23 protein-coding genes are annotated in these 25,728 nt (G+C 35.0%); 16 read left to right on the top strand and 7 right to left on the bottom strand.

Annotated features, from left to right (window positions below):
* Nucleotides 1-20: 20 nt before the first annotated feature.
* From AC23MB_RS10955 to AC23MB_RS10970, 4 genes are all read left to right on the top strand, one after another.
* Nucleotides 21-362: a DUF3024 domain-containing protein gene (locus AC23MB_RS10955; RefSeq protein ID WP_487787253.1), complete on the top strand. Its 342-nt coding sequence runs from the start codon at nucleotides 21-23 to the stop codon at nucleotides 360-362.
* Between the two features lie 112 nt (nucleotides 363-474).
* Entirely contained in the window at nucleotides 475-3,627 is a 3,153-nt protein-coding gene (locus tag AC23MB_RS10960) for a type I restriction endonuclease subunit R (protein ID WP_487787254.1), read from the top strand.
* Between the two features lie 185 nt (nucleotides 3,628-3,812).
* On the top strand, nucleotides 3,813-4,079 hold the full coding sequence (locus tag AC23MB_RS10965; protein ID WP_487787255.1) for a helix-turn-helix transcriptional regulator: 267 nt from the start codon (nucleotides 3,813-3,815) through the stop codon (nucleotides 4,077-4,079).
* Nucleotides 4,080-4,081: 2 nt separating this feature from the next.
* Entirely contained in the window at nucleotides 4,082-5,344 is a 1,263-nt protein-coding gene (locus AC23MB_RS10970) for a type II toxin-antitoxin system HipA family toxin (protein WP_487787256.1), read from the top strand.
* Nucleotides 5,345-5,475: 131 nt separating this feature from the next.
* Here AC23MB_RS10970 and AC23MB_RS10975 read toward each other — a convergent pair whose 3' ends face one another.
* Both AC23MB_RS10975 and AC23MB_RS10980 read right to left on the bottom strand, forming a co-directional pair.
* Nucleotides 5,476-6,261: a TIGR03915 family putative DNA repair protein gene (locus AC23MB_RS10975; protein WP_312323847.1), complete on the bottom strand. Its 786-nt coding sequence runs from the start codon at nucleotides 6,259-6,261 to the stop codon at nucleotides 5,476-5,478.
* Nucleotides 6,243-6,791, bottom strand: coding sequence for a lipocalin family protein (locus tag AC23MB_RS10980; RefSeq protein WP_487787257.1), 549 nt, complete (start codon nucleotides 6,789-6,791; stop codon nucleotides 6,243-6,245). The genes AC23MB_RS10975 and AC23MB_RS10980 overlap by 19 nt, the downstream gene beginning before the upstream one ends.
* Nucleotides 6,792-6,917: 126 nt before the next feature.
* Between AC23MB_RS10980 and AC23MB_RS10985 the strand changes: the two genes are divergently transcribed.
* Entirely contained in the window at nucleotides 6,918-7,094 is a 177-nt protein-coding gene (locus AC23MB_RS10985) for a phosphatidate cytidylyltransferase (protein WP_313029766.1), read from the top strand.
* Nucleotides 7,095-7,152: 58 nt separating this feature from the next.
* Here AC23MB_RS10985 and AC23MB_RS10990 read toward each other — a convergent pair whose 3' ends face one another.
* Nucleotides 7,153-8,409 (bottom strand): putative DNA modification/repair radical SAM protein, encoded by a 1,257-nt coding sequence (locus tag AC23MB_RS10990; RefSeq protein ID WP_487787258.1) that lies wholly within the window; start codon nucleotides 8,407-8,409, stop codon nucleotides 7,153-7,155.
* Nucleotides 8,410-8,719: 310 nt separating this feature from the next.
* On the opposite strand from AC23MB_RS10990, the gene AC23MB_RS10995 reads away from it, so the two are divergent.
* Genes AC23MB_RS10995 through pdeM form a run of 9 tightly spaced genes read left to right on the top strand, consistent with a single transcriptional unit; the run spans nucleotide 8,720 to nucleotide 19,361 of the window.
* Complete coding sequence (locus AC23MB_RS10995; RefSeq protein WP_487787259.1) at nucleotides 8,720-10,843, top strand: catalase; 2,124 nt, start codon at nucleotides 8,720-8,722, stop codon at nucleotides 10,841-10,843.
* 39 nt (nucleotides 10,844-10,882) lie between these two features.
* Complete coding sequence (locus tag AC23MB_RS11000) at nucleotides 10,883-11,077, top strand: hypothetical protein (protein WP_313029769.1); 195 nt, start codon at nucleotides 10,883-10,885, stop codon at nucleotides 11,075-11,077.
* A 60-nt stretch (nucleotides 11,078-11,137) separates the two neighbouring features.
* Nucleotides 11,138-11,653 carry a pyridoxamine 5'-phosphate oxidase family protein gene (locus AC23MB_RS11005; RefSeq protein ID WP_312323537.1) on the top strand — a complete coding sequence of 172 codons (516 nt, stop codon included), beginning with the start codon at nucleotides 11,138-11,140 and terminating at the stop codon, nucleotides 11,651-11,653.
* Entirely contained in the window at nucleotides 11,653-12,642 is a 990-nt protein-coding gene (locus tag AC23MB_RS11010) for a catalase family protein (RefSeq protein WP_312323534.1), read from the top strand. The genes AC23MB_RS11005 and AC23MB_RS11010 overlap by 1 nt, the downstream gene beginning before the upstream one ends.
* A gap of 4 nt (nucleotides 12,643-12,646) precedes the next feature.
* On the top strand, nucleotides 12,647-13,648 hold the full coding sequence (locus tag AC23MB_RS11015; RefSeq protein WP_487787260.1) for an SDR family NAD(P)-dependent oxidoreductase: 1,002 nt from the start codon (nucleotides 12,647-12,649) through the stop codon (nucleotides 13,646-13,648).
* A gap of 1 nt (nucleotide 13,649) precedes the next feature.
* Nucleotides 13,650-14,660 carry a ligase-associated DNA damage response exonuclease gene (locus AC23MB_RS11020; protein WP_487787261.1) on the top strand — a complete coding sequence of 337 codons (1,011 nt, stop codon included), beginning with the start codon at nucleotides 13,650-13,652 and terminating at the stop codon, nucleotides 14,658-14,660.
* Between the two features lie 17 nt (nucleotides 14,661-14,677).
* Nucleotides 14,678-16,258, top strand: a complete 1,581-nt coding sequence (locus tag AC23MB_RS11025; protein ID WP_487787262.1) for an ATP-dependent DNA ligase — start codon at nucleotides 14,678-14,680, stop codon at nucleotides 16,256-16,258.
* The gene (locus AC23MB_RS11030; RefSeq protein ID WP_487787263.1) at nucleotides 16,255-18,717 is read left to right on the top strand and encodes a ligase-associated DNA damage response DEXH box helicase; all 2,463 of its coding nucleotides are present in this window, start codon (nucleotides 16,255-16,257) and stop codon (nucleotides 18,715-18,717) included. Before AC23MB_RS11025 ends, AC23MB_RS11030 begins: the two co-directional genes overlap by 4 nt.
* Nucleotides 18,714-19,361 carry a ligase-associated DNA damage response endonuclease PdeM gene (pdeM, locus tag AC23MB_RS11035; RefSeq protein ID WP_487787264.1) on the top strand — a complete coding sequence of 216 codons (648 nt, stop codon included), beginning with the start codon at nucleotides 18,714-18,716 and terminating at the stop codon, nucleotides 19,359-19,361. The genes AC23MB_RS11030 and pdeM overlap by 4 nt, the downstream gene beginning before the upstream one ends.
* On the opposite strand, the gene AC23MB_RS11040 is transcribed toward pdeM, so the two are convergent.
* The 3 genes from AC23MB_RS11040 to AC23MB_RS11050 form a co-directional block, all read right to left on the bottom strand.
* Entirely contained in the window at nucleotides 19,358-19,912 is a 555-nt protein-coding gene (locus tag AC23MB_RS11040; RefSeq protein ID WP_487787265.1) for a biliverdin-producing heme oxygenase, read from the bottom strand. The two genes, pdeM and AC23MB_RS11040, sit on opposite strands and share 4 nt — an antisense overlap.
* Before the next feature lie 2 nt (nucleotides 19,913-19,914).
* Entirely contained in the window at nucleotides 19,915-22,113 is a 2,199-nt protein-coding gene (locus tag AC23MB_RS11045; RefSeq protein WP_487787266.1) for an ATP-binding protein, read from the bottom strand.
* 141 nt (nucleotides 22,114-22,254) lie between these two features.
* Nucleotides 22,255-23,460, bottom strand: coding sequence for an NAD(P)/FAD-dependent oxidoreductase (locus AC23MB_RS11050; protein WP_487787267.1), 1,206 nt, complete (start codon nucleotides 23,458-23,460; stop codon nucleotides 22,255-22,257).
* A 541-nt stretch (nucleotides 23,461-24,001) separates the two neighbouring features.
* Here AC23MB_RS11050 and AC23MB_RS11055 point away from each other — a divergent pair.
* Nucleotides 24,002-24,361 (top strand): hypothetical protein, encoded by a 360-nt coding sequence (locus tag AC23MB_RS11055; RefSeq protein WP_487787268.1) that lies wholly within the window; start codon nucleotides 24,002-24,004, stop codon nucleotides 24,359-24,361.
* Between the two features lie 85 nt (nucleotides 24,362-24,446).
* On the opposite strand, the gene AC23MB_RS11060 is transcribed toward AC23MB_RS11055, so the two are convergent.
* Entirely contained in the window at nucleotides 24,447-25,202 is a 756-nt protein-coding gene (locus AC23MB_RS11060) for a LuxR C-terminal-related transcriptional regulator (protein ID WP_487787269.1), read from the bottom strand.
* A 103-nt stretch (nucleotides 25,203-25,305) separates the two neighbouring features.
* Between AC23MB_RS11060 and AC23MB_RS11065 the strand changes: the two genes are divergently transcribed.
* On the top strand, nucleotides 25,306-25,656 hold the full coding sequence (locus AC23MB_RS11065; protein ID WP_312323941.1) for a hypothetical protein: 351 nt from the start codon (nucleotides 25,306-25,308) through the stop codon (nucleotides 25,654-25,656).
* Nucleotides 25,657-25,728: the final 72 nt, after the last annotated feature.

Genomic DNA, 25,728 nt, shown 5'->3' on the forward strand with positions numbered 1-25,728 from the left:
TACTATAAAAATCAACACAAATGGGAAAAGAAATTAGTATTAGCGAAGTATATATTAAACAATTTGTAGAAGGCTTACGACCAGAAGATCACGAGATACGCAAACAATTAGATTATGGGTATTCTTGGGAAAAGAATACTGCTATTTTATATACGATTCGTCCATTTTGGAATAATCCGAATGAGTTAATTCAGTCCGATTTTGCAAAAATACGATTTACTAAAACCACGAATTCTTGGTCCTTGTATTGGATGCGAGCTTCAGGTAAATGGGAGTTGTACGATCCACACCCAATTGCTAATAATTTACAAGATTTATTAGCGATTATAAAAGAAGATCAGTTCCATTGCTTCTTTGGGTAAAAAATACAAAACAATCGCAACTACAATCGTTGTTGTTAAGTCGCTTGGCAACGTTGGAGGGGTAAAGAAAAACATATTACAAAAACGCAAAACTTAACTTGAAAAAGTTATTATGAAATACACCGAAGCTCAACTAGAACAAGCCTTTATAAGCCTTTTGGAAACAGAAGGTTATCACTATATCAACGGAAAAGAATTAAGTAGAACGTCTAATCAAGATGTTTTAATAAAAGAAGATATTCGTCATTTTCTATTAAACCGATATCCCGATTTAGAAGAAATCGAATTGGAAAGTTTGGTGAATGAAATCGCTTTTCAGTCTGCTTCCAATTTATACGATTCCAACAAATACATCTGTAAATTATTAGCAGATGGTTTAGTTTTTAAGAGAAACGATCCTAGCAAAAAAGATTTACACATTCGATATATTGATATTGAAAATGTACAAGCCAATACTTTCAAAATCATCAATCAACTAGAAATTCAAGGTTCGGAGTTGCGTATTCCCGATTTGATTTTGTACATCAACGGAATTCCTGTGGTGGTTTTTGAATTTAAAACCGCTATTGAAGAAGAAATTACCATTCATGATGCATTCAAGCAATTAACAGTTCGATATCGCAGAGATATTCCGGAGCTGATGAAATACAATGTTTTTTGTGTAATTTCTGATGGGGTGAATAATAAATCGGGAACGGTATTTTCACCTTACGAGTTTTATTACGGTTGGAACAAAATTACGGGCGACGAGAAAAAAGCATTATCTGGAATAGAAACAGCAACGTCTATTGTACATGGAATGTTGAACCAAAACCGCTTGGTAGATATTATTCACAACTTTGTTTTGTTTCCTGATAATTCAAAAAACGAGCTTAAGATTTTGACTCGATATCCGCAATATTATGCGTCCAATAAACTGTATCAAAATATTTTAAAACATCGAAAACCCGAAGGTGACGGTAAAGGTGGAACTTATTTTGGTGCGACAGGGTGCGGGAAGAGTTACACTATGTTATACTTATCTCGATTGTTGATGCGATCTACCGAATTTTCGAGCCCTACGATTATCATTATTTCTGACCGTACGGATTTGGACGATCAATTATCCAAAGATTTTACGAATGCAAAGAAATTTATTGGCGATGAAAACATCATCAATATCGAATCAAGAGCCGATTTAAGAGATCGTTTACGTGGTCTTGAAAGTGGAGGCGTTTATTTAACAACGGTTCAAAAATTTGCTGAAGACGATGAAATACTATCTGATAGAACCAATATTATTTGTATTTCAGATGAAGCCCACCGTTCACAAGTTAATTTAGATTTAAAAGTAAAAATTGATATTGAAAAAGGAGTAACCAAATCGTACGGTTTTGCTAAATACTTACATGATTCATTACCAAACGCCACGTACGTAGGCTTTACAGGAACACCAATTGATAAAACTTTAGAGGTTTTTGGTGATGTAGTCGATCAATACACGATGTTCGAATCGGTGAATGATGAAATCACGGTTCGCCTGGTTTATGAAGGAAGAGCGGCAAAAGTCAATTTAGATTACAATAAAGTTCAGGAAATTGAACAGTATTACGAAAATGCAGTTGCCGAAGGTGCTTCTGAATATCATGTAGAAGCCAGTCAGAAAGCGATTGCCAATATGGAAGTGGTTTTAGGAGATAAAGACCGTATAAAAGCCATTGCACAAGATTTTATCGATCATTATGAAAATCGCATAGAAGAAAACGCCACCGTTGCGGGTAAAGTGATGTTTGTATGTGCTTCTCGTGGGATTGCTTACAAACTGTATCAAGAAATTTTAGCTTTACGACCTGAATGGGGAAAACTGATGTTACCTGAGGATCTAAGCGAAAAAGAGCAGAAAGACATCAAACCGATTGAACGTGTTAAAATGATTATGACACGCAATAAAGATGATGAAAAAGATTTATGGGATTTATTAGGAAGTAAGGATAATCGCAAAGAATTGGATAGACAATTCAAACAGATTAAATCCAATTTCAAAATTGCGATTGTTGTAGATATGTGGTTAACAGGTTTTGATGTTCCGTTTTTAGATACGATTTATATTGACAAACCTTTGCAAACGCATAATTTAATCCAAACCATTTCTCGCGTTAATCGTAAATATCAAGGGAAAGATCGTGGTTTGGTAGTGGATTATATTGGGATCAAAAAGAATTTGAACAAAGCGTTAGGAATGTTCAATAATCAAACTGCTGAAGATGATTTTGAAGATTTAAATCAGGCAGAAATTATCGTAAGAGATCAAATGGATTTATTACGTCAATTTTTCCACCATTTTGATTCTAAAAATTATTATGAAGGAAATCCTGTAGGACGTCTACAATGCTTGAACAGAGCTTCTGAATTGGTGTTGAAAACAGAAGATTCGGAGAAATTTTTTGTGAATGTCACCAAGAAACTAAAATCAGCGTATAATCTTGTCAGCGGTTCTGAATTATTCACTCCAAAAGAAGTAGATGAGATTCATTTCTATTTTGCTGTGAAATCTATTGTCGTAAAATTAACCAAAGGCGAAGCTCCCGATACCGCACAGATGAACGCCAAAGTTGCTAAATTGGTTGAAGAAGCCATCATTTCGGAAGGCGTTGAAGAAATATTTAAGCTCGATGATAATAAAGCGAATGCCATTGATCTATTTAATGATAAGTTCATTAAGAAAATCTCGAATCTCGAATTACCGAATACTAAGATTAAAATATTGGAGCGTTTGCTAAAGCAAACTATAAATGATTTCAAAAAGGTAAATAAAGTAAAAGGTCAAGATTTTTCGGAGCGTTTACAATCGATCATCACTCGTTATAATGAACGTAGTGAAGGTGATATTTTAGATTATGAAGGGATACAGTTTGATACGGCTGAACAAATGTTGGATTTAATCATTAAGCTTCGAGTTGAAATGGATTCTTTCCAAGATTTAGGCATCGATTATGAAGAAAAAGCTTTTTATGATATTCTGGATATGATTTGTAAACAATACGGTTTTGAATTCGATAACGACAAAATGCTAGAACTTGCTCGTGAAATAAAAAAGATTGTAGATAGCACCGCAAAATACCCTGATTGGAGCGACCGAGATGATATCAAAGCCCAACTAAAAATGGACATCATCTTGAAGTTACATGAGTATGGTTACCCGCCAATTACCCAAGATGATGTTTACAAAAATGTGTTGGAACAAGCGGAGAATTTTAAGAAGAATAGGCAGACAAATATTAGATAAATCGTTTGTTTTTTTGACGACAAAAAGCATTCATGCTGTTTGGATAAAATTTTGGAAAGTTAAAAATGCGCAACAGAGCTTTGACTCTGGCGAATTTCCTTTTATACAAATTATTAATAAAATGTTTAGTAAAACAATCATTATTGCTAAAATTTACTATATTTGTTTATTATAATCTACATTTTATGCTTGATCTCCTTACCATAAAAGAGGTTAAAACCAATATAGGACAATGGTGCAGACAAATGCGTAAAGCGCAGAATCTCACCAAACAAGACTTGGCGGAGGAATTGGATCTGTCAAGATTTACCATTGCTAAACTCGAAAACGGAGAAAACCCAACCTTAGACACTTTGTTAAAAGTTTTGCAATATTTTGATGAAATGAATTCGTTGAATCAATTTGTTATGGGTAAAACGAATGATCTTACTGACAATCCATCAATGTATTAATTATGGCAAAAAATCAGATTATTTCAGTGCATTTTAATGGATTGGAAATTGGTAAAATAGGCTATGATGAAGATCAGCGAAAATCCTCATTTCAATATAATCCTGAATTTTTGGAATTGGATTCATACAAAAGACTGTTTCCTTATGTGATTCGAAGAAGTCCTAACGTGCAGGTTTTTTCCGAATTTGAGGGTGAAACTTTTAGAGGTTTACCACCTATGATTGCCGATTCTTTACCCGATTATTTTGGAAATATTGTTTTTAAAGAGTGGCTGGAAGCTTCTCAAAAGGATTTTGTAAATATTTCACCGCTGGAGCAGCTTACCTATGTGGGTAAAAGAGGTATGGGCGCTTTAGAATTTGCTCCGGCTAAAGAGATTTCTTCTGATGTAAGTATTGACGTAGAAGAAATTACCGAAGTCGTAAAAAAGGTTTTGGATGTAAAAACTTCGGTAGAACAAAAAGGATTAAGCGATATTTCTTTACTCAACATCTTTAAAATAGGAACTTCTGCAGGTGGAGCAAGACCTAAAATTTTGGTGTCGGAACATAAAGAAACTGGACTTTTAAAAGCAGGAGATTTGGAGAATTCTGAGGAGTATAATCATTATTTGATAAAACTTTCTGTGGATGAACACGAAGGGTATTCAAAAGAAAAAGTAGAGTATGTGTATTATGAAATCGCTCAATCTTTAGGAATTGTGATGATGCCTTCAAAATTAATTGATGATAAGCATTTTGCGACTTTGCGATTTGATCGGCAAAAAGGTGAGAAGCACCATATTTTAACGGCTTCAGGAATGACGGGTTGGGATTTTAAAAAGCCTGAACATTCTTCTTATGAAAATCTATTTAAGCTTGCGGTTGATCTCAAGTTGCCACACAAAGATATTGAACAGCTATTTAGAAGAATGGTTTTCAACATTGTGTTTTTTAATATTGATGATCATTTGAAGAATTTTTCTTTTATCTATAATAAAGAGAAAGACCGTTGGAATTTGGCACCCGCTTATGATTTGACGTATCCTTTAGATGCTCTAAAAAATTACACCAGAGTTTCAAGAGCTATGTCTATAAATCGAAAAAGAACAGACATCAGCAGAGATGATATTTTGAAAATTGCAGATCAGTTCACCATCAAAAATCCCAATTCAGTTATTGAAAGTGTGCTTTCAGCTACTGAATTATTCAAACCACTGTGCGAAAAGCAAAGTATTCCAATTAAAGTCATCGAAAAAATTCAATCTGAATTTATAAAATTATAAATAATGTACCACTTTAGTACATCTCATTATCTGTAAACTACCATTAATAAAAGAAATTTCACTTTCTGCATCGGCAAATAATAAAGCAAATGATAAATAAAAGTGGATAATGCTAAAATAAAAATCTCTATTTACTGTTTCTCCACCAAATACTTCCAATAGCGTCTTGGGACATGTTGAAGATGCAGTTTTATATTTTTTCGGGCTTCTATGTTGGTGCTTTTAAAATACTGCTTCCATAAAGTCTGAAAATGTTCTTCAGTTTCATTTAAATTTATTATTGAATCAGCCGTGCTTAGGTCGTTTTTTTGCTTTGTGCTAAGATAAACTTCGTCGATCGTTGACAGATTATAGTGCAATCCATATTTTCGTTTTACGTCATAAATAAGCCATTTTTGATCTGCATATCGCTTTCTAAAAAAATCTGAAATTAGGGGTAATACATTAAAATCTGGCTCTACCATACAATAAAACATTCCGTCTTCACTCTTCTGAAATCGAACAAAAGCTTTCATACGATGCCTTTCTCTGTCCACTTTTTTTAGTGTTTTATGGTATTCTAAAACTTTTGCATCTCCGAAATTTTCTAAAATATCTGTCCGATTTTTAAATATATTTTGAATGAGGTACACTAAGGATTGCAATGCCGAAATATTTTCTGAAAGAAAAACCTTGTAAATATTAATGACTTCCACAGCAGGTAATTTCTTCTTAAGCCCTAGCATTACTCTTTTTGCTTTTTCCGGATCCGAAATAATCTCAAAAGATTCATCAAAAAAACTAGCGACAAAATTTTCTTTTGTCGACAATTCTATTTCAAAATGTTTTCTTTCAAAACTTTCAAATATCGAAGTTAAAAAGCCAACGTAGCTTCCATCAAAAACATATTGTTTCACGCTTAATCCTGTATTGTCCACACTAATTTTGAAATGTCATATCCATGTTTTGTGGCAAAATCTAAATACTTCTTCTTGGTATCATCAGAAATAGTTTTGGAACGAGATAAAATCCAAATGTAATCTGTACTTTCACCGAAGATTAGCGCCGTTTTATACTCAGGATCCAATTGTACTACGTTGTACTCCGAATAAAATGGACCAAAAAATGAGACTTTCAATGCTGCTTCATTTTCAGAACCTACAAATTTGGCCTTTCCTGTGGCTTCTTCCCATTCATTTTTTACGGTGTTAAAACCTTTATTCAAAACTTTAATTTTTCCGTCTTCTCTTTTAGAATAATTGGCAGTTACGTTTTTTAAATCTTTTTCAAATTTAAAATCAAAACGTGCCACCTCATACCAAGTTCCCAAATATTTGTCGGCATCAAAATTTTGAACCACTTGCACATTATTGCTCATTGCTTTTTTTCCCGAGCAAGCCAATAATCCAGCAATAACACCAACGCCAGCAAAGGCGAACATTACTTTTTTTAAACTTTTATTTTTCATTTTAATTTTTGTTAAAGCACAACAATTTTACCGCCAAAATTTACTCACTTAAAACATTAAAAATTTTAGTATCGTCTGATTAATGGCAGACTTTTTGAACACATCATAATTATAAATCAATTTACTATGAAAAAATTTACACTAGGATTTTTTGCTATTTTATGTATGTCTTTATTAACGAGTTGTGAAGCTGTAAATACCATATTTAAAGCAGGAATGTGGTGGGCATTTATCTTGATTTTTGGCGGCGTCGCGCTCATCATTTGGTTAATTTCAAAATTTATGGGTGGAAATAAGAAATAGTTATTTTTCGCAACAATGTAAGAAAAGGATGACATTACCGTTCATCCTTTTTGGATTTTTAAAATAAACTGAGCTGATTGCTAGGAACTGATGATTTATATTTGCTTTTGGAAGTCGCTGTAATCAAAGATTTTACTTTTAAAGGCGCCAATTCACCAAGCTGTATTTTGGTATCGGCGCAAGTCATAAAATACTGCGCTCTGTTAAAACTTATACCCATTTTCTTGACTTGATATTCGTGCAACTTGCCAAATTTTCTACTCTTTACAATTTTCATTGCCGATTGTCGCCCAATTCCTGGAATTCTTATTATTTCCTGATAACTTGCTTTGTTAATATCCACTGGAAAAAAATGCGGATTCCGAAGTGCCCAACCCAATTTCGGATCAATATCCATGTCCAAATTGGTGAATGACGGATTCAGAATTTCATCTAATTTAAAATCATAAAAACGCAATAACCAATCTGTTTGATACAATCTGTTTTCCCGAATTAATGGAGGTTGCGAACCAATCTGAGGGAGCAAAGCATTTTCGTTATTAATCGGAATATAGCCGCTGTAATAGACTCTTTTCAGTTTGTAATTCTGATAAAACTCGTTGGCAACGCTCATAATTTCGAAATCGTTTTCGGGCGTTGCCCCGATAACCATCTGTGTACTTTGACCTGCTGGAACAAATAGAGGTTTAGATTTTATTAATTTGGACTCCGTTTTTAACTCACTAATTTGATTTTGAACAAAAGCCAAAGGTTTTCTTACGCTATCATGATCTTTTTCAGGAGCCACCATTTTCAGTCCTTTTTCGGTGGGCATTTCCAGATTAATGCTCATTCTGTCAACGTATAAGCCCGCTTCTTTAATTAATTCTTCGCTGGCTCCAGGAATGGTTTTCAGGTGAATGTAACCGTTGTAGCGTTCTTCTGTACGAAGTTTTTTAACAATACGCATCAAGCGTTCCATGGTGAAATCGGCATTTTTGAAAATTCCAGAACTTAAAAAAAGACCTTCAATATAATTTCGGCGGTAAAAATTCATGGTTAATTCTACCACTTCATCCACCGTAAACGCTGCTCGTTTTACATCGTTACTTTTTCGGCTTACACAAAAGGAGCAATCGTAAATGCAATGGTTGGTGAGTAAGATTTTGAGCAAAGAAACGCATCTTCCGTCCTCGGTATACGTGTGACAAATTCCCGACGATGACGCATCGCCAATACCTCCCGTATTTTTCCGTTTACTACCGCTAGAACTGCAACTTACATCATATTTCGCGGCATCAGCCAAGATCATTAATTTTTCTTGAATTCTATCCATTTTCGCCATTTCTGGTGTTAAAATTAAACCAAAATTATCAAGTTGAAAAACAATTTTTGATACAATTTGTATCAAAATTATCACATGGTAATTTAAAAACTTGTGAATTATTTTTAAATTTTGTTGAGATAATCTTACCAAATAACATTTTTATTTAAAAAAAATGTTAATTTTTGTGGCATTACTTTTGTTAAAAAAAATTTACACTTTGTACATCATTTTTAAAGAGTTCGATGTAGGCTTTCTTTTTTTTAAAATTTAATCTTAAGAAGAAAAAAAATATTGCACCTAATCCAAAAAAAATAATTTCATGAAAAAAAACAAGCAATCCGATGCGAAAATCGAACAGATGAATCAATCTACAGTTGATAATTCTAATCAAAAATTGACAACCAATGATGGTGTCCCGATTTATGATAACAACAACACTTTGAAAGTTGGAGATCGTGGCCCTTCTCTTCAGCAAGATCATATTTATTTTGACAAGTTAGCGCATTTTGACCGTGAAAGAATTCCGGAGCGTGTCGTACATGCCCGAGGTAGCGGTGCGCACGGCATTTTAGAAATCCATGACGATATTTCTGAATATACATGTGCTAAATTTTTGCAGAAAGGAACCACAACGCCACTGTTTACGCGTTTTTCTACGGTTGCAGGTTTTAAAGGTTCGACTGATTTGGCGAGAGATGTGCGTGGTTTTTCGGTTAAATTTTATACAGAAGACGGGAATTATGATTTGGTAGGCAATAATATTCCTGTTTTTTTTATTCAGGATGCGATGAATTTTCCAGATTTAATTCATTCTGTAAAGCCTGAACCCGATAAAGAGTATCCTCAAGCCGCTTCGGCACACGATACCTTTTGGGATTTCATTTCTTTAATGCCCGAATCTGCACACATGATCATGTGGGCGATGTCTGATAGAGCCATTCCGCGAAGTTTACGCATGATGGAAGGTTTTGGGGTTCACACTTTCAAACTAGTAAATAAACAAGGTAAAGCCACTTTTGTAAAATTCCATTGGAAACCAAAATTAGGAGTTCATTCTGTGGCATGGAACGAAGCTCAAAAGTTGTCTGGATTTAATTCAGATTTTCACCGTCAAGATTTGTACGAAGCTATTGAAGCGGGCAACTATCCACAATGGGACTTGGGCGTACAGTTGATTCCAGAGGAGGATGAATTCAAATATTCTTTTGATATTTTAGATGCCACCAAATTGGTTCCAGAAGAGTTGGTACCTGTAAAAATTATAGGAACGATGACTCTCAACCGCAATCCGGAAAATTTCTTCGCTGAAACAGAACAAGTCGCTTTCGACCCTGGAAGAATTATCCCAGGTATTGATTTATCGGATGATCCTTTACTGCAAGGTCGTGTTTTTTCTTATATGGATACACAGAATTATAGATTAGGTGGAGCAAACTTTCATGAAATCCCAATTAACAGACCTGTTAATCAAAAACATAACAACCAAAAAGATGGGACGGGGAGAATTGATATTTTGAAAGGTGGCGTTAGCTATTTCCCCAACAGTAAAGCGTCGGGATGCCCTTATCATGCCATGTTGAAGGGTGAAGAAGGCTTCCAGTCGCATGAGCAAAAAGTGGATGGCAAAAAAGTGCGAGCGCGTTCCGATTCGTTTGCTGACCATTTTAGCCAAGCTACATTATTTTTCAATTCTCAAAGCGAGCCAGAAAAACAGCACATTATTAATGCTTTAAGTTTTGAACTGAGCAAAGTAAACGATCCTAAAATCAGAGAACGTCAGGTTGCTATTTTAAATCAAATTGATGCAGATTTAGCGAAAAAAGTGGGTGACAATCTCAATATCACGCCTCCAAAAGAATTGGATGAATTAACTTTAAAATTTGCCAGACAAAATCATCCAAACTATCCATTAAAAACTAAGAAAAATGAGCTTAAATCTTCCGAAGCGCTTAGCATGAAGGTAAAAGCAGGAGAAGGAACGATTAAAACGAGGAAAGTTGCCTTTTTGGTAGATAATGGGGTTTCTAAAGCGAGTGTTGATGAACTTAAAAAAGCTTTGGAAAAGGAAGGTGCAGAAGCCGTTTTAATTTCGTCCAAAGTTGGTCCGCTCACTTACCAGGAAGGCGATACCGAAAATATAGAACACACTTATCTTACCGATCCATCAGTTTGTTATGACGCTGTTTTTACGCCGTCAGGCAAATCGGTAGAACCTCTGAAAAAGAATGCAGATTATTACGAATTTATCAACGATGCGTATAGACATTGTAAGGTATTGGCTTTTGCGAAAGATGCGGAAAGCTTATTGGATAGGTCTTTTGTGGAAGTTGATAAAGGTGTTATTTTGGAAAGTAAGGAAGCCAATTGGTCAAAATCTTTCATTAACGCTATGAAACTTCATCGCATTTGGGACCGTGAAGCACAAAGAAAAGTGCCTTCATAGTCTATTCTTATCACTCATTTAAAACAAAAAAAATACAAAATGATTTTACAATTAAGTCCAACCATCCTTGTAGATACGCCTCTGGGGCGTGGTCATACGGTATTTATTATTGATTATGGCATGCATCAAAACTCCTGTTGGGTAGTGGCCATGGAAAAGGACGGAATTGTAAAACATTTTGATAGTAACGATGTTATTGTGTGCACCAATTTTACGTATCATATTAATGAATAAAGAAATTGTTTTCCGCACACTTCCGAAATACCAATTAATAAAATATAAAGTCACAAAATTATGGGAAATGCACAATCACCTCACGAAAATTTAAACGGAAATCAAGCAATTGAGAAAATAAAATCGATCGCCGAGACCGCTGGAACTTGCTTTTTTACCACCAATATTGGCGGCAATACCACCAGCAGACCCATGGCTCTACAAGAAGTTGATGAGGCGGGCAATTTATGGTTTTTGAGCGACGTTCGCTCACTAAAAAATGATGAAATTGAAGCCAATCCTAATGTAGAATTGTATTTTATGAATAATTCTAAATACGAATACATCTTTATTAAAGGAAAAGCCAGTGCTTCGCAAGACAAAAGCTTAATCGAAAAATATTGGTCCAATTTTGCTAATGCTTGGTTCGATGGTAAAGATGACCCCAATATCAGTGTAATAAAAGTTTCGCCTAATGATGGCTATTATTACGAAACCAAAGACAATAAATTTATTGCCATGTCGAAAATGCTTTTTGCTGCCGTTACGGGAAGTCCAATTGAAGACGGAGGGATAGAAGGCGAGCTTAAGATTTAATGAAGTTTCCAATAGCATATCATCCAAAATTTGATTCATTAACACCTCGTGAAAATGATTTGTTGGAACAAACTTTGACCACAGTTTCGAAATTTGTAAATAAATCTGGAAAAATAAGCAAGGTAAAATATTCTACCAGAGATGCACACGCAAAATCGTATTCTTATTTGAAAGGACGATTTATTCCCTCAAAAGATGAAAATCTAAAAGAATTTTTTCCTGAAAATGAGTTCAATGCTCTGGTGCGATTATCACACGCCAATTTGAAAATTTCAAAGTCCGATCGACAACTTCCTTTGTTTGGTTTTGCTTTAAAAATTGATGATGGCTCTTCCACGATTGCAAATTATCCACTGGTGAACTTTCCGTTATTTATGACAAAATCTGTCAGTGGATTTTTGAAACTTTTTATGGCAATTAACCGATTTTTTGCCGGTTCCATTGTTACGAAACCATTTCGGGCATTTAAAATTTTAATTTCTGGTGTACCAATGACCTTCGAAACAATGAATTGGTCTTTCGTTTCTGCAATTAGAAATTGGATTACGAGTTTCAAGTATTTCATTCTAGCAAGAAGTTATTATTCTGTTGGTGCATATCGTTTAGGTAACAAAATAATTAAAATAAAAGCCATTCCGCTACAATTCGACCCCGAATTTTCAACAGGAATTTCAATTTTGGAAGATGTGAAATCTTACATTTCAAAAAATGATTTGAAGTATAAAATTTTATATCAAATTGCTTACGACGAGAAATATCAACCGATTAATAATTTAACCAAAGATTGGCGAAAAACCGACTTTTTGGATTTTGGTATTATTGAATTTGAAGAAGTTTTAGAGGAAACAAACTTGGAACTAGAACAGCTCTCATTCAATCCTTTTGATAGTAAAAAAGAGTTGCAACCCGTTGGGAAAATTCAGCAAATTAGAAAAAAAGTTTACGAGCGGTCCATCGAAACTCGGAATTATAACAACGAAAAAATATAATATTATGGATTCTATAGACACAATTACAAGTTTAGTTACAAAAACAGCGGTTATTACAGGTGCTTCAAGTGGTGTTGGATTGGCAACGGCGCAATTGTTTGCAGAAAAAGGCTACCAAATAGTCTTAGCAGCAAGAGGAAAAGAAGGTTTGGAGAAAGCGGTTGCAGAGTGCAATGCTCTAGGTGGAAAAGCTGTATACAAAACCACCGATGTTTCGAACGCCAATGAGGTGAAAGATTTGGTAGAATTTGCATTGAAAGAATTTGGTAGAATCGATGTTTGGGTGAACAATGCAGGTGTTATGGCAAGCGGAAAATTCGAGGAAATCCCAATGGACATTAATGAGCAAGTTATCAAAACCAATTTAATGGGCTATATGCATGGCGCTTATTATGTTTTGCCCGTTTTTAAAGAACAAAAGCAAGGCGTTTTAATTAATAATGTTTCCATTGGTGGTTATATGCCTGCGCCGTTTAGCTCGGTATATTCAGCGACAAAAACAGGAATTAAAGGCATGATGAGTGGTTTGCAGAGCGAATACAGCGTGTATCCAGAAATTCATATTTGTAATATTTATCCGCAAGTGCAACAATCCACTGGGAATATGCATTCTGCAAAATTTTCGGGTTTAGATTTTAAAATTCCTCCATTTGCTGCTGATCCTCGAGATACCGCAAAAGTAATTTACAAATTAGTAGAAAAACCTAAAAACGACACCTTCCCAGATGCTACTTCATTTATGCTAAAGCTTGCTCATGGCGCTTTTCCAGAAACATTTACCAATTTGGCAACTGGTGTAATGAGATTAATGATGAAGGTTAAAAAAGGCAAAGATGAGGAAGGTAACATCTTAGAGCCATCCAATAATCCGCACCGAGTTTACGGAGAAACAGCGCTACCAATGCCGTCCAAGAACACCAAAAAAATTATTGGAACAGGTTTAGCAATTGCAGCTGGATATTTTGTTGCCAAACATCTGAAAAATAAATCTAAAAATATAGACTAATTTGAAACTGCTAAAATTCACATCCAAAGGCATCTATTGTGTTCCAGGGAAATTTTATATCGATCCTTGGCGACCTGTGGATTTAGCAATCATCACGCATGGTCACGCTGATCATGCACGAAGTGGCATGAAGAAATATCTGTGTCATCATTTTACAAAACCTATTTTGTATTCACGAATTGGTCGAAATATAGAATGTGAAAGTGTAGCTTACGGTGAAGTGATAAACATTAACGGCGTAAAAGTTTCTCTGCATCCGGCAGGACATATTATTGGTTCTGCACAAATTAGGATGGAATATAAAGGCTATGTCTCTGTAATTTCTGGCGATTATAAAATTCAAGATGATGGACTTTCAACGCCTTTTGAAGCGGTAAAATGCAATGAATTTGTTACTGAAAGTACTTTCGGACTTCCCGTTTACAATTGGCTTTCGGTTGAGGAACAAGAAAATCAAATGAAAAACTGGGTAGAGCAAAACCGTAAAAATGGAAAAACCTCCGTATTCATCGGTTATTCATTGGGAAAATCGCAGCGAATTATGAAAGCTTTGGAAGGTTTGGGTGAGCTGAATGTTCATTATTCCATAGCAAAACTGAATGAAGCGTATGAAAGTGTTGGAGTAAAACTTCCAGATTACAACACCATTGATTTGCGTGACGATAAAAAACATTTGGATGGAAAAATAATTCTGTTACCGCCCGCATTGGTCGACAATCCAGCGATGAAGAAAATACCGAATATGGCGTACGCTATTTGTTCGGGTTGGATGCAAATTCGTGGTGCTCGAAGATGGCGCAGTGCAGATGCAGGTTTTGCGATTAGCGATCATGCAGATTGGCAAGGCTTATTAACAGCAATAAAAGCGACTGAAGCCCAAAAAGTGTACGTAACTCACGGTCAGACCGCTATTTTTTCTAAATATTTAAATGAAATAGGTATCTACTCCGAAGAGGTAAAAACCGAATACGGCGATGATGAAGAAAAAACGGAAATCGATGAAGCACTGTAATTGTTTTTAAATAGTAAATGAAAGATTTCGCCACATTAATCAATGCACTCGACAGCACCAACAAAACTTCTTTGAAACAAGAAGCGATTATCGAGTTTCTGAAAGTGGCGTCTTCAAGAGATAAATTGTGGTTTTTAGCTTTATTTACAGGCAAAAAACCTAAACGAAATATCAATTCTAGTTTTATGAAAATTTGGGCGATGGAAGTAGCTCAGATTCCCGAATGGCTCTTCGTAGAAAGCTATTCTAGCGTTGGCGATTTGGGAGAAACCATTTCTTTAATACTTCCACCTCCTAAAAAAAGTATCGAAATTTCTTTATCCGATTGGATGCAAAAAATTATTGATTTAAAAGACAAAACCGACGAAGAAAAGAAAGAATTTGTGCTTAACGCTTGGGATAGTTTGGATAATGTGGAGCGTTTTATTTTCAATAAATTATTGGGCGGAAGTTTTCGCATTGGGGTTTCTTCGAAAGCATTGATTAATACCTTAGCGAAATTTTACAAGATGGATCCCAGTGCCGTTGCACACAGCATTATGGGACATTGGAAACCCGAAGAAGTTGATTTTGATAGTCTGATAAAGGGTGAATATACAGACACTAATTTGTCCAAACCTTATCCGTTTTGTTTGGCGTATGCCTTAGAAAAAGAACTTCAAGATTTGGGCGCTACCGAAGATTGGTTGGCAGAATACAAGTGGGACGGCATTCGTGGACAATTTATTAAACGAGATGGCGAAGTTTTTATTTGGTCTCGTGGCGAGGAATTGGTCACCGATCAGTTTCCTGAAATTAGAGACGAATTACTGCAATGGAAAGGGAATTTTGTGATTGATGGCGAAATTTTAGCGTTTAAAGACCATCGAGTTCTAAATTTCAATGAACTTCAAAAAAGATTGAATCGCAAAAATTTAAGCAAAAAAATGCTGGACGAAATTCCAATCGTGGTTTTTACTTATGATTTATTAGAATTTGAAAATGAAGATTTTCGAGATCACTCAATGAAAGAGAGGCGTTTTCAACTTCAAAAAGTATTGGAAATGAATCCTTCAGAAAAGATTAAAATTTCCGAAGAAATTGTTTTTGAAAACTGGAATCAACTTCCTGACATTCGTGAAAACGCGCGCGAAATCAACAGCGAAGGTTTGATGCTGAAAAATTACCATTCTCCGTACCACACTGGTCGCAAAAAAGGCGATTGGTGGAAATGGAAAATTGATCCATTAACGCTGGATGCGGTATTGATTTATGCTCAAAAAGGTAGTGGACGACGAAGTGGATATTATACAGATTATACTTTTGCAGTAAAAAAAGAAGGTAAATTAGTAACTATCGCCAAAGCCTATTCTGGTTTAACAGATAAAGAAATCCAAGAAGTAAGCAAATTTATATCTAAAAATGTAGTTGAAAAATTCGGTCCCGTAAGAACGGTAAAACCTGAATTGGTTTTTGAACTGGCTTTTGAAGGAATTGGTTTTAGCAGCAGACACAAATCTGGTGTAGCATTGCGTTTTCCAAGAATTTTGCGCTGGCGAAAAGACAAAAAAGTGGATGAAATAGACGATATTGAAGATATTAAAAAATTAATTGTTTGACCGATACATTCGAAAACTCCGAAGGTTACCAAATCGTACAAAAATGGATGAACGATAAAGGTATGAAAGCTTTTTCTTTTCAGAATGAAGCTTGGCAACGTTTTTCCAACGGTTATTCTGGAATGGTGATTGCACCAACGGGTTTTGGGAAAACCTATTCTCTATTTTTAGCTGTAATTATTGATTTTTTTAATCATCCCGAGAAATACAAAAATGGTTTAAAATTACTTTGGATTACGCCTTTGCGTTCCCTTGCAAAAGATTTGGCGAGAGCCATGCAACAAGCAGTTGATGAGATTGGCTTGGATTGGGTGGTAGAAGTTCGCAACGGCGATACGGATGCAAAACACAAAACTCGACAAACCAAAAATATGCCCGATGTACTTTTGGTAACTCCCGAAAGTTTGCATCTGCTTTTGGCTCAGAAAAACCACGAAAGATTTTTCAAAAATCTGCAATCTGTTGTTGTAGACGAATGGCATGAATTGTTGAGCACCAAACGTGGCGTGATGACAGAGTTGGCTTTGGCGGTTCTGAAATATCAACAACCAAAAGTAAAAATTTGGGGAATTACAGCCACCATCGGAAATTTGGATCAAGCTTTGGAGGTTTTAATTCCGGATGCTAAAAAAAGAACAAAAGTTGTCGCCAAAGAACAGAAAAAAATAGAAATTCTTTCAGTGTATCCTCCAGAAGTAGAGATTTTGCCTTGGGCAGGACATTTGGGCGGAAAATTAGTTCAGGAAGTCGTTCCTATCATTTTAAAAAGTAAGTCAACATTAATTTTTACCAATACGCGAAGTCAAAGCGAAATGTGGTACCAATTATTGCTGGAAGCCTATCCTGATTTTGCGGGACAAATTGCGTTGCATCACAGTTCTATCGATGCGAATTTGCGTCAGTGGGTAGAAGAAAACTTAAGTTCTGGTTTGTTAAAAGCAGTGGTTTCTACCTCATCATTGGATTTGGGTGTCGATTTTAAACCTGTAGACACCGTCATCCAAATTGGTTCCAGCAAAGGCGTTGCACGTTTTATGCAAAGAGCAGGACGAAGCGGACATTCGCCGTTTGAAACTTCCAAAATCTATTTTGTACCCACGCATTCCTTGGAACTGATAGAAGCTTCGGCTTTAAAAGAAGCCGTGAAAAATAAGGTGATAGAAAGCAGAGAACCTTTCGTATTGGCGTACGATGTTTTGGTGCAATTTCTGGTAACTTTGGCTTTGGGCGGCGGTTTTTATCCAGACGAAATTTATCCTGTTATTAAAAATACCTATGCTTATTCTGAAATTACAGACGAGGAATGGCAATGGTGCATTTACTTCATCACACAGGGCGGAAAAACTGGGAAAAATTACGAAGAATTTCACAAAGTGGTGAAGCAAGAAGACGGAAAATTAGTTGTTGAAAAACGTAAAATAGGCATGCTTCACCGTATGAACATTGGAGCAATAGTTAGCGATTCTATGTTGAGGGTAAAATTTTTGTCGGGCGGCTACATCGGCATGATTGAAGAATATTTTATCTCCAAATTGCATAAAGGTGACAAATTTGTTTTAGCAGGACGCGTGTTAGAATATACGATGCTAAAAGATATGACGGTCTACGTAAAATCCTCCAGTGGAAAAGCTATTACCCCCAGTTGGCTTGGCGGAAGATTGCCTTTGTCCTCCAATTTAAGTTTCTTTTTGAGGAAAAAATTGGCAGAATCATTATCTCCAAATTCTCGTGAAAAAGAACTGAAATTTTTACATCCACTTTTAGCAAATCAAAATGAAAATTCACACATCCCTAAAGAAGATGAATTTTTGGTGGAACGCATCAAAACACGAGAAGGTTATCATTTGTTTTTTTACCCTTTCGAAGGGCGTTTGGTGCATGAAGTGATGGCGGCATTACTGGCATTTCGAATTTCAAAATTATATCCTATCAGTTTTTCGATGGCGATGAACGATTATGGTTTCGAACTTTTTTCGGATAAAGAAATTAAATTGACAGAAGAAGAATTACACCACATTTTATCGAAAGACAACTTGATGCAAGATGTTGTTGCCAGCGTGAATGCGACGGAAATGGCTCGCAGAAAATTTAGAGATATTGCCGTGATTTCGGGAATGGTGGTGCAAACTATGCTTGGAAGACAAGTTAACAATAAATCTTTGCAGGCTTCATCGGGCATTATTTTTTCGGTTTTGGAAGATTATGATCCTCAAAATTTACTATTGAGACAAGCCTACACCGAAGTTTTTAACCAGCAATTGGAAGAACAAAGACTAACTGCTGCTTTTGACCGCATTGCTAAAAGTAAAATCATTTACGTAAATTCGGATCGCTTTACGCCCTTAAGTTTCCCGATAAAAGTGGACAGTTTGCGACAATCGCTTTCCAGCGAGGATTTGGGCACAAGAATTAGAAAAATGCAGGAAGCCAATATGAAGAAAAAAACCAAACGAAAATGATCTTAGCAGAGAAAACGATTGTCTTACGGCAACACACTTTTGTTTTGACCAATCAGCGTGCGCTGTTTTGGAAAGAAGCAAAATCTTTGGTTTTATCGGATTTGCATTTAGGAAAAACGGCTCATTTCAGAAAAAATGGCATCGCTTTACCCTCCGAAATCATTGAGAAGGACTTGCAACGTTTGTCGGATTTAACACTTCATTTTCAACCTCAGAAACTGATCATTGTCGGTGATTTTATTCATGCTGGAAAAAACTCGGAATTCAATTTATTTTCTGAATGGAAATCCCAGTTTCCAGATTTAAAAATTGTTTTGGTAAAAGGCAATCACGACCGAATATCAAAAGATAAATTGTATGAAATAGGCGTTACGGAAATTTGTGAATTTCATGCCGAAGCTCATTTTATTTTCTCCCATGAAGAAGTTGAATCGAAAGAAAAATTTACTATCTCTGGCCACATTCACCCTGGAATTCAAATGAAAACACCCGTAGGAAGATATGTTAAATTTCCAAGTTTTGTTGTTACCAATTCTCAGTTAATTTTACCAGCATTTAGTTCTTTTACGGGTTTAGATACCAGAAATCATCCCGAAAAATCCAGTTTTTACTTTTTTACGGAAGAAGGAATTTATGAACTTTAAATTTCGTAATTAATTAGTTCTGCATATGCTCTTTCTGCACCTTTTAAAACTTCTGGATAATTTTCTTCGTGGAAATATGTGTTTAAAGCAAGGATAAATTCTTTCCAAAATTCGGAAATAGCTTGGTTGTACATTCCGAAATAATGAAAATCTATACCTTCAAAATTTGGATTTTTTTCAAGATTTTTTTTGATAACATTTCCGCCTAAAGATGCGCCTTCAATCACGTATAACATTCCGATGGCTTCGGCTTCGGAGTTGATATTTTCTACTTCAAGATTTTGTTGCAAATTAATTCCTAAAAGGTCAGCATCTATTTCTATTAAAGGAAGTTTTGAACGTAGATTTTGTCTGATTTTATTTTTAAAATCGTCCGAGATTGCTGCATTAATCTTGATTTCATAATTTAATAAAAATTGATAATTTAGAGCTATAAGGCATTTGTAATCGTCTAAAGAATATGCTTTTTCAAAGATTTTTTTAGAATTGAATTTTTCTTCCAGCAAATCATGTTGATGTCTGGTATTTTGTTTTAGATAATCTGAAAGCATTTTTATTTTTTAAATTGTATGGTAAAAGTTACTCCTGGAGCATCATGATGGTTTTCATAACTTAGTTTCCCTTGCAAACGTTCCATAATTCGATAGACAATATTCAGTCCAACCCCGTTTCCGTAGAAAGATTTTGCGTTTTCCATTCTTTTAAAAATTTTAAACATTTGGCTCTTATCTTTTTCGGGAATTCCGATACCATTATCAGAAACAGAGTACACAACATAATCACCAATATCCTTGGAATCTATTGTAACAACGGGAAATTCTTCTTTAGACGAATATTTAATAGCATTGTTTATGATGTTAAGAAAAACTTGATACGCCAAAGTTTGATCGGCTATAATATCGATACAACGGCCAATTTCAACTTTCGTGTTGGGATTTCCGTACACAATTTGCGATTCTTCAACTATCCTTTCAATCAAAGATTGCATGTAGATTTTTTGTAATCCTAATTCTACCGATTTTGCTCGGCTTAAATTTAGGACATCCCGCATCAAAGTTTCCATATTATGAATTTGATCAAGAACATTCTTTAGTTTTTTAGAATTGGCTTCTGTATTACCATCTAATAACTTTCTTTCCAGCATTTGGAGGTTAAGTTTCATGACAGTTAAAGGCGTTCCTAAATCGTGAGAAATGGTATATGAAAAACTGTCTAATTCTTCGTTAACTGCCAAAAGATCGTCGTTTAATTGTTTTATTTTCGTATAATGGTCGTACGAAATTTCAAAAATTAAAGTGAGAAGTTTGGTAATGGTTTTTCGGTATTTTTCGCTCCAAATTCTGGATTTCCCTTTGCTTTCTTCAATAAATATTTTGAATGATTTTCGAGGCGAAACTTCAAATTCTTCCTGACCGTTTTTCAAAATTTTATCGTAATGTTTTTGGGGATTTCCTGCCCAATGTATGGTTTCTTTAAATTCTTTTCTAAACCAAATAATATATTTTTGAGTTTCTCTGTTAATTTCTGCAATTGCTAAACCTGCGAAGGTCGTATCATCACCCATAATCTCAGGGTGATTTTTTGCAAAACTCTCATCATAAATTACTTTATCGTTATCCTCTAAATACGCTTTGTAATACTCTATAATTTTTAAAACTAAAGCGTTGGGCGGCGTATTTCCACTAGAAAATATTTCAGCACCAATTACAAAGGCAATTCCATCTGCGTCGGCGTAATTAGAGAAATTATTCAGATTTTGAATGATACCATCTGTAAGTACAGGTGCATTGGATAAACTTTTTTTGAGTTTGGAGATTTTTTGATCAATCTCGATACTAAAATCCACCATTTCTGCAGACGAAATATTGCTGTACACTTTCGCTGCCCATTTGGTAACAATCTCTGCTTTTATCCTATTGCGAAGATCAATGTGTTGTGGCAACGTATTTTGACAAGTTACCAAACCCCACAACTTTCCGTTGACAATAATTGAGGTCGAAAAACTAGATCTTACCCCAGCATTTCTTAAATATTGCCCATGGATAGGTGACATTGCACGTGCATCGGCAAAACTTAGGTCTAAATCTTCTATGCTGGAAATCACGGGAACAGGCTGTGCATCAATATCACTGAAAATTCTTCTCGTTTTGGTTAAATACAGTGCTCTTGCTTGTTTCGGAATATCATCTTCGGGATAATGAAGGTTGAGAAAACCTTCCATGTTATTTTTTACACTTTCAGCAACTACCTTACCAGAGCCATCTTCCAAGAATTTGTAAATCATTACGCGATCGTAATTGATGTATTCGCTAATATTTATAGCAAGTTTATTCCATACAAGAGATTCTTCCTTCAATTGAGAATATCCTTCAAAATCGATGTATTCTAACTCATTAGAGTAATCTACATTGTAGCATTTTTCCAATTCTAAAATAGCGTAAGATGCATGGGATTTTATGGTGAGATAGTATTTTGATCCTAAAATATCAATAATACTTAACTGAGAATTAACGGCAGCATCTTTAGCAACAAACTTCTTATAAACCTCAGAATTTTCTAAAAACGAAATAATAGAATTAAAATTTTCAATAGGCGAACCTAGTGGAATTGTATCTACTTGAAATAAACCTAGAATATTTTGGCTGTAAAACTGTACATGAAACTGCTCATCAAGACCGATTAAGAAACTAAAGTTTTGAATTTTTCCTGGAATTCTAATAGGCTCGTCCGAGCATTGGTTGTAAACTTTCATTTGTATTTTAGGGAAAAAACAATATCTCCATTTGCATATATAGTTATTTTTATTGTAATATGATAGTTTTATCTAATTATATCTATTCTGCAAATAGGTTATTATTTTACTTTTACATTCAAAATCACATTCTAAAACCACCTATCTACCGAATGAAAAATATTTATCTAAAGGGTGCTTTTTCTTTTGCAACCAGTACGAAAGCATTTCCATACCTGTAACTGAAAATGTGATGCCGTTGCCACCAAATCCGAGTACGAAATAGGAGTTTTTAAAATCTTGGTGTTCCCCAATATAGGGCAAACCATCCTTGGTTGAACCAAAAGTTCCTGCCCAAGAAAAATCTTCCCTAAACTCGAAAGAAGGGAAATTACGCTCAAATTTTTTAGTCAGAATTTTTGACTTCTTGGTGATTAAAGAGTCTCTTAATTCAGGTTTATAAAATTCCTCGTCTTCACCGCCAATTAACATTCGATGATCGTCGGTTGTGCGCATATAGAGGTAAGGTTCGTCGGTGTTCCAGAGGAGTACATCTTTGTACGCATTCGTTAGTTTTTCATCCACTTCAGAAACGATGGCAAAAGTGCTCAGCAAATCCACAAACTTTTCCTTGATGAGACTTGTACTTTCATAACCAACGCAGTACACAATTTTATTTGCAATGATTGTCGCGCCAGAACTAAGGGTAACGATATTTTTTCCTTTATGATATTTCACAGATTTCATTTCGGTTTTATCGAACACTTGTAGGCCTTTTCTAACGTTGAATGCTAAAAGTTCGTGCACCAACTGAAAAGCATCTACGCTGGCTCCCTGCTCTGAAAGGATTCCGCCATGGGAAGTTGGAATTTTAAACTTGGTTTCAATTTCCTTCGCTTCCAACCATTTAACACCAAAACCTGCTTCTTTTCTGGCTTCATATTCTTTTTGTAACCAAGAAACGTCTTTTTTAAACGAGGCAAAATACAGAGATTGCTTCTTTCGAAAACCTGCTTTTGATTTTATTTGAATGCAGATTTTTTCAAGTTGATCAATGGCATCGGAGCAGGCTTTATAACATAATTCGGCTCCTGCTTTACCAATCATTTCTGATAATTTGAACAAGGGAACATCAATCTCATACTGCAACATGGATGTAGTTGCGGACGAACTTCCGTTGGCGATTTCGCGCTTGTCAATCAGGATGGTATTTTTGCCATCCGATATGCATTGATGGGCTATCAGACTTCCCGTAATTCCGCCACCTATGACCAATATTTCACATTCTTTGTTCTCATGTAGAGAGGGATAGGAATTGATGATACCGTTTTTTATCATCCAGAAAGGTTCATTCGACTTGAGATCCATAAGGCGTAAAATTAATGATTAAGGTATGCTTTAAATTTTTTTAAATGTAATGAATTTTTGAATAGGTTGTAATCGTTTTTTATGATCATTAATGTGCCGACTAAATTTTATTATCGGATTTTTTTTAAAAGGTTAGATAGAAACTTAAATTTAGATAATAGTGTACCGCTTTTTTATAATTCAACATTTTTAACGATCATTAATAAACGGTTTTTTAGATTCTGCATTGAAAAGTAACCGACACAAAATAAACAATTAATAAATCTTATATATCATTATAAAGCCTTTTTTTTATATTACGATATTTTATTCTGCAATCTTTTGTATTGTTATGTTAATATTTGGAGCTTAATTGTACCTTGAATGATGAGGTACAAAAATGAACGTTTTCGTTTTTTATTTTTACAAATATTTGAACTTAATAACACTAAAGTTAACTTAAAGATACTGAATGACAAGTAATATTTTGATACAAAAGTATTGTGAGCATTCCAAAAAAAAAATGAAAATTACCCCTGTAAGGTCTGTACTGAAAAATACGGTGGAGCTTGCCATACATACCACAAACAACGAAAGTGAATTTAAAAAGCAATCGACCGATCAGGGCATAAATACGGTTGTCCGCAGGAACAACAGCGGACGGATTTACGGTATCACGTTCATCGATCACGAAAGCCGAGCCGTTTGGAACGCTTCACAATTAGACAGAAATCTTTCTGCAAATCTGTTTAACGATTGGTGGAACAATGGTAACAAACCCGAATTAAAGATACAGGACAGTCCTGTTTCCAATAGGAAGACATTAGACAGCCAAACGACCAAAGACCTTTTCGAGTTTATTTTGCAGGAAAATTTGCAAAGTTCCGATTTGGGATTATTCAGCTTGTTGCCCCAAGTATAGGGAGAGGATTATGAGGAAGAACAGTTTGCCAACCGAATGAAGAAAAAGAAGAAAGGCAGGAGGTTATAGCAATTTAATTCCTTTTTCACACCCATCCCTCACGTACAGCTTTCACTAAAAGCTCCTGAACATTTTCACAGCCCGATTTTTCCAAAATATGTTTACGATGATTTCTTATGGTATGAATACTTCTTTCCAATTTTTGGGCAATAGCCTCACTGGTTAATCCCTGTAGTACGAATCCTAAGATTTCCTGCTCTTTTTTAGAAAATACATTTAGCGATTGCATAAACTCATCCTTCTGGTGTACATTGTAATAAGAAGGTGCACCTTGCATACCAATAAAAGAAAGCTTGGGTACACCTGTGATATTTAGGTGTGTTAAATCGGTAAAAATACCTAAAGTTCTTACGCCTCCCTCTGGAAAATAATAGATTGGCACGATCTGTTGTTGTACCCTTTTATAAGAACCTTCTCTTGTTTTTAAACGGTAGTCGTAAGCAAATTTGTATTTGAAAAACAAGTCATCTTCCAATCCTGAAAAGAAGCGTACCGCACTTTGCTCATAATGGTAATAGTAAGGTAAATCTTCAGAATGAATGTTATCCATTACCACCTGTAAATAAAAATCATTAGGTGTATAGCCTAATATATTTTCAACATTAGGGCTTACATATTCCATTTCGGTAGTACGGGTATTAAAAATTACATAAAAGTATTCGCCAAAATGGAAAACGTCCATATAACGGTTAATCAATTCTTTCTGCGAAAGGTCAATTTGTTCGTTTACAACCTTGGAGATACTGTCCCAAATATCGCGTAGCTTATTTATTTTATCCATTATTTTAGTGCTAATTATGTTTAAAATAGCTACATGTAGCTATTTTTTACCTAAAATAATAAAATTAAATTTGTTAAAACCATTAACATTAAAAATTTTTACTATGAAAACAATTACAAAATTAGGTTTGGCTGTACTACTGTTTTTATTTACAGGATTAAATGTGAATGCACAAGTACCCTCGGGAACATACATGAGTTTTGGTTCTGGATCACATCATACTATAACTGTAACCGAAGAAACTATTAAGATAGAACCCTGCCTAAAATATGAAAGTGCGCTTTCTGTCGCGAACGAAACATATGAATTTAAAAAATTGGACAATACCAACAATTTTGGTTGGAAGGGATATTCTGATGTTATATTGAATTATAATAAAGATACCAAGGAAATTAGTTTCAAGGAACCCGTAAATATGAATAATCACCGACATTTTAAATTTATGCATATGTAAGTCTCCCCAAAAACCGGACATTTTATAACCCTAAAGTTATTAGCAAAAAACAATTAATTTTAGGTTATGAGA

This window comes from Soonwooa sp. T0.1_25 (assembly GCF_057652215.1).

Coding starts and splice junctions, on each gene's coding strand:
- AC23MB_RS10955 (WP_487787253.1), top strand. CDS start 21: ATGGGAAAAGAAATTAGTATTAGCGAAGTATATATTAAACAATTTGTA.
- AC23MB_RS10960 (WP_487787254.1), top strand. CDS start 475: ATGAAATACACCGAAGCTCAACTAGAACAAGCCTTTATAAGCCTTTTG.
- AC23MB_RS10965 (WP_487787255.1), top strand. CDS start 3,813: ATGCTTGATCTCCTTACCATAAAAGAGGTTAAAACCAATATAGGACAA.
- AC23MB_RS10970 (WP_487787256.1), top strand. CDS start 4,082: ATGGCAAAAAATCAGATTATTTCAGTGCATTTTAATGGATTGGAAATT.
- AC23MB_RS10980 (WP_487787257.1), bottom strand. CDS start 6,791: ATGAAAAATAAAAGTTTAAAAAAAGTAATGTTCGCCTTTGCTGGCGTT.
- AC23MB_RS10985 (WP_313029766.1), top strand. CDS start 6,918: ATGAAAAAATTTACACTAGGATTTTTTGCTATTTTATGTATGTCTTTA.
- AC23MB_RS10990 (WP_487787258.1), bottom strand. CDS start 8,409: ATGGATAGAATTCAAGAAAAATTAATGATCTTGGCTGATGCCGCGAAA.
- AC23MB_RS10995 (WP_487787259.1), top strand. CDS start 8,720: ATGAAAAAAAACAAGCAATCCGATGCGAAAATCGAACAGATGAATCAA.
- AC23MB_RS11000 (WP_313029769.1), top strand. CDS start 10,883: ATGATTTTACAATTAAGTCCAACCATCCTTGTAGATACGCCTCTGGGG.
- AC23MB_RS11005 (WP_312323537.1), top strand. CDS start 11,138: ATGGGAAATGCACAATCACCTCACGAAAATTTAAACGGAAATCAAGCA.
- AC23MB_RS11010 (WP_312323534.1), top strand. CDS start 11,653: ATGAAGTTTCCAATAGCATATCATCCAAAATTTGATTCATTAACACCT.
- AC23MB_RS11015 (WP_487787260.1), top strand. CDS start 12,647: ATGGATTCTATAGACACAATTACAAGTTTAGTTACAAAAACAGCGGTT.
- AC23MB_RS11025 (WP_487787262.1), top strand. CDS start 14,678: ATGAAAGATTTCGCCACATTAATCAATGCACTCGACAGCACCAACAAA.
- pdeM (WP_487787264.1), top strand. CDS start 18,714: ATGATCTTAGCAGAGAAAACGATTGTCTTACGGCAACACACTTTTGTT.
- AC23MB_RS11040 (WP_487787265.1), bottom strand. CDS start 19,912: ATGCTTTCAGATTATCTAAAACAAAATACCAGACATCAACATGATTTG.
- AC23MB_RS11045 (WP_487787266.1), bottom strand. CDS start 22,113: ATGAAAGTTTACAACCAATGCTCGGACGAGCCTATTAGAATTCCAGGA.
- AC23MB_RS11050 (WP_487787267.1), bottom strand. CDS start 23,460: ATGGATCTCAAGTCGAATGAACCTTTCTGGATGATAAAAAACGGTATC.
- AC23MB_RS11060 (WP_487787269.1), bottom strand. CDS start 25,202: ATGGATAAAATAAATAAGCTACGCGATATTTGGGACAGTATCTCCAAG.
- AC23MB_RS11065 (WP_312323941.1), top strand. CDS start 25,306: ATGAAAACAATTACAAAATTAGGTTTGGCTGTACTACTGTTTTTATTT.